The organism is Streptomyces boncukensis (assembly GCF_011045075.1).
Taxonomy (GTDB): Bacteria; Actinomycetota; Actinomycetes; order Streptomycetales; family Streptomycetaceae; genus Streptomyces; species Streptomyces boncukensis.
This window is the reverse complement of record NZ_JAAKZZ010000599.1, coordinates 1-4,009: the sequence shown is the minus strand read 5'-3', so window position 1 is coordinate 4,009 and position 4,009 is coordinate 1. Positions and strand designations below refer to the sequence as shown.

Genomic DNA, 4,009 nt, shown 5'->3' with positions numbered 1-4,009 from the left:
GGGGTGCCGCGTCGGGGGCCGGGCCCGTGACGGTGACGGCGAGCCGGATCGGCTGCTGGCACTCCCGGCTGAGCGCGTCGCTGATCGTGGTGGAGAGCCGCCCCTCCAGCACGGCCTTGGCGTACTCGTTCGGCACTCCGAGCAGCGCGGTGCCGGAGACCAGGACGAGCGGCTGGCAGTCCCGCAGCCAGCGCTGATCCTTGGCTTCCACCCCCTGCCCCTCGGCGAGGAGCTGCTCCAGCACGCGTGGCCACACTGCGGCAAGATCGGCAGGCAGGTCAGCCACGGGCCACGCTCTTTCACTCGCTGGGGGACGGTCGCTTGCGGAAAGTTGACCTTGTCCCACGAATGTGTGGTTCTCGGGACGGTCGGGAAGGAAGGGAAGTTCGGCCACGGTAGTCACGCGCACCTGCCCCGTTCAAGTCGTTGTCCACAGGCTGTGCACGACTGCAGTAGCGGGTGTCTGCGCGGTCGCTGGTTTGACCGGATGGCGTAGCCGCGCGTACCGTAACCAGGTCGAGTTGTCGACGGCTGCTGCCGCCTGCCTCCGATGGGCAAGATCGTCCCAAGGTACATCCGGCCGATCATGAAGCGGTGCACACTCGGGCGTTGCGAGCTACTCGTGGGCGCACGGTGACAGCTTGTCGACTCCCCAACACTGTCCCGCAGTGAGTGCGGGACCCACAGCATTTCTGGAGCCCCCGAGTGAGCAAGCGCACCTTCCAGCCGAACAACCGTCGCCGCGCGAAGACCCACGGCTTCCGGCTGCGCATGCGGACCCGCGCCGGTCGCGCGATCGTCGCGAACCGCCGCAGCAAGGGTCGCACCCGTCTGTCGGCCTGAGCAGCCTGACCACAGGTCCATGCCGTGCTGCCTACCGAGAACCGGCTGAGGCGGCGCGAGGACTTCGCGGCGGCGGTTCGCCGTGGACGCAGAGCGGGCCGCCCGCTGCTCGTCGTCCATCTCCGCAGCCGACCGGACCCGCACGCGCCGGGGGATTCCCTTCCTCCCGCACGTGCGGGTTTCGTCGTGAGCAAGGCCGTCGGCAACGCCGTCGTCCGCAACCATGTGAAGCGGCGGCTGCGCCACCTGATGCGGGACCGACTGGCCCGGCTGCCCGCAGGTAGCCTGGTGGTCGTACGGGCGCTGCCCGGCGCGGGACAGGCGGAGCACGCCGAACTGGTGCGTGATCTGGACGCCGCGCTGCGCAGGCTGCTCGGCGGGACCACTCCATGTGGCGGTCCCCCGGGGAACACTCCCCGGAAGCCGGGAGGCGGAGGCCAGTGAAGTACCCCCTGCTGTGGTTGATCAAGCTGTACCAGTGGACCATCAGTCCGATGCTCGGACCGGTGTGCCGGTACTACCCGTCGTGCTCCCACTACGGCTACACGGCGGTTCACCGGCACGGTGCTCTGAAGGGCACGGGACTGACGGCATGGCGCATCCTGCGCTGCAATCCGTGGTCGCCCGGTGGCGTCGACCACGTCCCCGCCCGGAAGCACCCGGTATGGCACCAGCGGATCCGCTCCCGCTGGCAGCAGCACCGGACCCAGTCCAACGCCCAAGGAGCCTGATTCGTGGACACGATCCTGAGTCCTCTTTATTACGCTGTCTCCTGGATCATCGTCCAGTTCCACTCGCTGTTCAGCCTGGTCTTTGACGAGGACGGCGGCTGGGCCTGGGGTCTGTCCATCTTCTTCCTGGTGGTGCTGATCCGGATCGCGCTGATCCCGCTCTTCGTGAAGCAGATCAAGTCGACCCGGAACATGCAGGCGCTCCAGCCGAAGATGAAAGCGATCCAGGAGCGCTACAAGAGCGACAAGCAGCGCCAGAGCGAAGAGATGATGAAGCTCTACAAGGAGACGGGGACCAACCCGCTCTCCAGCTGCCTGCCGATCCTGGCGCAGTCGCCGTTCTTCATCGCGCTCTTCCAGGTGCTGAACCACATCGCGCGCAACAACCCGGTCGGCGTGCTCACCGAGTCCCAGGTGGACAGCGCCCGTAACGCACAGATCCTCGGCGCTCCGATCGCCGCGAAGTTCATGGACAGCGCCGACAAGGCCCGTGAGCTGGGGTCCACGCTGGCGGATGTCCGGGTGATCACGGTCATCATGATCGTGCTGATGTCGGCGTCGCAGTTCTACACCCAGCGCCAGCTGATGACGAAGAACGTCGACCTGACGGTGAAGACGCCGTTCATGCAGCAGCAGAAGATGCTGATGTACATCTTCCCGGTCATGTTCGCCGTCTTCGGCATCAACTTCCCCGTCGGCGTCCTCGTCTACTGGCTGACCACCAACGTGTGGACCATGGGCCAGCAGATGTACGTGATCAAGCGGAACCCGACCCCCGGCTCCAAGGCGTACAACGAGCGGCAGGAGAAGCTGCGCAAGGCGGGCAAGCTGCAGGAGGACCCGAAGGAGGTCGCGGCGCGCGAGGCCGTCGAGGAGGCGCGGGCCAAGCGCGCCCAGCCGAAGCGCCAGACGAAGGCCCAGCGCCAGAGCGGCACCGCGGCGCAGGCGGAGAAGCCCGAGGTCACGTCGCTGTCGAAGGCGACGGACGACGAGGAGCCCGCGTCCGGTCCGCGGAAGTCCGAGCAGCAGAAGTCGGGGCCGCAGAAGAGCGGGCCGCAGAAGAGCGGAAAGAAGGCGGGGCCGCAGGCGCGTTCCGGCCAGAAGTCGGGCCAGAAGTCCGGCCAGCAGAAGTCCGGGCAGCAGGGGTCCGGACAGCAGAAGTCCGGTGGCCAGAAGAAGTCCGGGCAGCAGCGCAAGGGCCCGCAGCGCCCCAAGTCCTCGTCCAAGAAGTGAGCACAAAGGAGTCCATGCCGTGACGGACACGACTGCCGCAGAGGGCACCGACACCATGACCCGCCTGGAACAGGAGGGCGAGATCGCGGCGGATTACCTCGAAGGGCTGCTCGATATCGCCGATCTGGACGGCGATATCGACATGGACGTCGAGGCCGACCGCGCCGCCGTGTCGATCATCAGCGAGGGCGGGTCCCGCGATCTGCAGAAGCTGGTCGGGCGGGATGGCGAGGTGCTGGAGGCGCTGCAGGAGCTGACCCGCCTGGCCGTGCACCGGGAGACCGGCGACCGGAGCCGGCTGATGCTCGATGTCGCCGGGTTCCGCGCCCGTAAGCGCGAGGAGCTGTCGGAGCTGGGGACCAAGGCCGTCCAGGAGGTCCAGGGCAGCGGCGAGCCGGTGAAGCTGCGCCCGATGACGCCCTTCGAGCGCAAGGTGGTCCATGACGCGGTCAAGGCCGCGGGGCTGCGCAGCGAATCCGAGGGCGAGGAACCGCAGCGCTGTGTGGTCGTGCTGCCGTGACCGAGCGCGCTGAGGAGCCCGGCGGAGCCGCCGGGCCGGCGGAGGCCGAGGTCCCGCCCGCTCCGGAGGCCGCGCGGAAGGCGTTCGGCGACACCCTGCCGGATGTGGTGCGCTATGCGGAGCTGCTCGCCGACGCGGGCGTACGGCGCGGGCTGATCGGCCCGCGCGAGGTGCCGCGGCTGTGGGAGCGGCATCTGCTGAACTGCGTGGTGCTCTCGGAGGTCGTGCCGGAGGAGGTCACGGTCTGCGATGTCGGCTCGGGTGCCGGGCTGCCCGGCATCCCGCTGGCCCTGGTGCGGCCGGATCTGCGGATCACGCTGCTGGAGCCGCTGCTGCGGCGGACGACCTTCCTGCAGGAGGTCGTGGAGCTGATGGGGCTGGAGCATGTGACCGTGGTGCGCGGCCGGGCCGAGGAGGTGCTGGGCACGCTGCCGCCGGTGCATGTGGTGACGGCCCGTGCGGTGGCGCCGCTGGACCGGCTGGCCGGCTGGGGCGTACCGCTGCTGCGCCCGTACGGCGAGATGCTGGCGCTCAAGGGCGACACCGCCGAGGAGGAGCTGCGCGGGGCGCGGGACGCGCTGCACAAGCTGGGTGTGGTGGAGTCCGGTGTGGAGCATATCGGCGAGGGCGTGGTGGATCCGCTGGCGACCGTGGTGCGGGCGCGGGTGGGGGAGAGTCCGGG

At 68.9% G+C, this 4,009-nt stretch carries 6 protein-coding genes and 1 pseudogene; 6 read left to right on the top strand and 1 reads right to left on the bottom strand.

Features of this window, described 5'->3' with window-relative positions:
* A pseudogene (locus G5C65_RS32750) lies at positions 1-286 on the bottom strand (chromosomal replication initiator protein DnaA); the annotation flags it as partial.
* A gap of 419 nt (positions 287-705) precedes the next feature.
* Here G5C65_RS32750 and rpmH point away from each other — a divergent pair.
* The 6 genes from rpmH to rsmG all read left to right on the top strand — a co-directional run.
* On the top strand, positions 706-843 hold the full coding sequence (gene rpmH / locus G5C65_RS32745; RefSeq protein WP_165302702.1) for a 50S ribosomal protein L34: 138 nt from the start codon (positions 706-708) through the stop codon (positions 841-843).
* A 24-nt stretch (positions 844-867) separates the two neighbouring features.
* Complete coding sequence (gene rnpA / locus G5C65_RS32740) at positions 868-1,287, top strand: ribonuclease P protein component (protein ID WP_165302700.1); 420 nt, start codon at positions 868-870, stop codon at positions 1,285-1,287.
* Entirely contained in the window at positions 1,284-1,574 is a 291-nt protein-coding gene (yidD, locus tag G5C65_RS32735) for a membrane protein insertion efficiency factor YidD (RefSeq protein ID WP_338146772.1), read from the top strand. The genes rnpA and yidD overlap by 4 nt, the downstream gene beginning before the upstream one ends.
* Before the next feature lie 3 nt (positions 1,575-1,577).
* Positions 1,578-2,807: a membrane protein insertase YidC gene (gene yidC, locus G5C65_RS32730; RefSeq protein ID WP_165302696.1), complete on the top strand. Its 1,230-nt coding sequence runs from the start codon at positions 1,578-1,580 to the stop codon at positions 2,805-2,807.
* A gap of 55 nt (positions 2,808-2,862) precedes the next feature.
* The gene (locus G5C65_RS32725; RefSeq protein WP_165302704.1) at positions 2,863-3,327 is read left to right on the top strand and encodes a Jag family protein; all 465 of its coding nucleotides are present in this window, start codon (positions 2,863-2,865) and stop codon (positions 3,325-3,327) included.
* Positions 3,324-4,009, top strand: a 686-nt coding sequence (gene rsmG, locus G5C65_RS32720) for a 16S rRNA (guanine(527)-N(7))-methyltransferase RsmG (protein ID WP_165302695.1), incomplete at its 3' end; no start/stop codon positions are given. The genes G5C65_RS32725 and rsmG, both read left to right, overlap by 4 nt.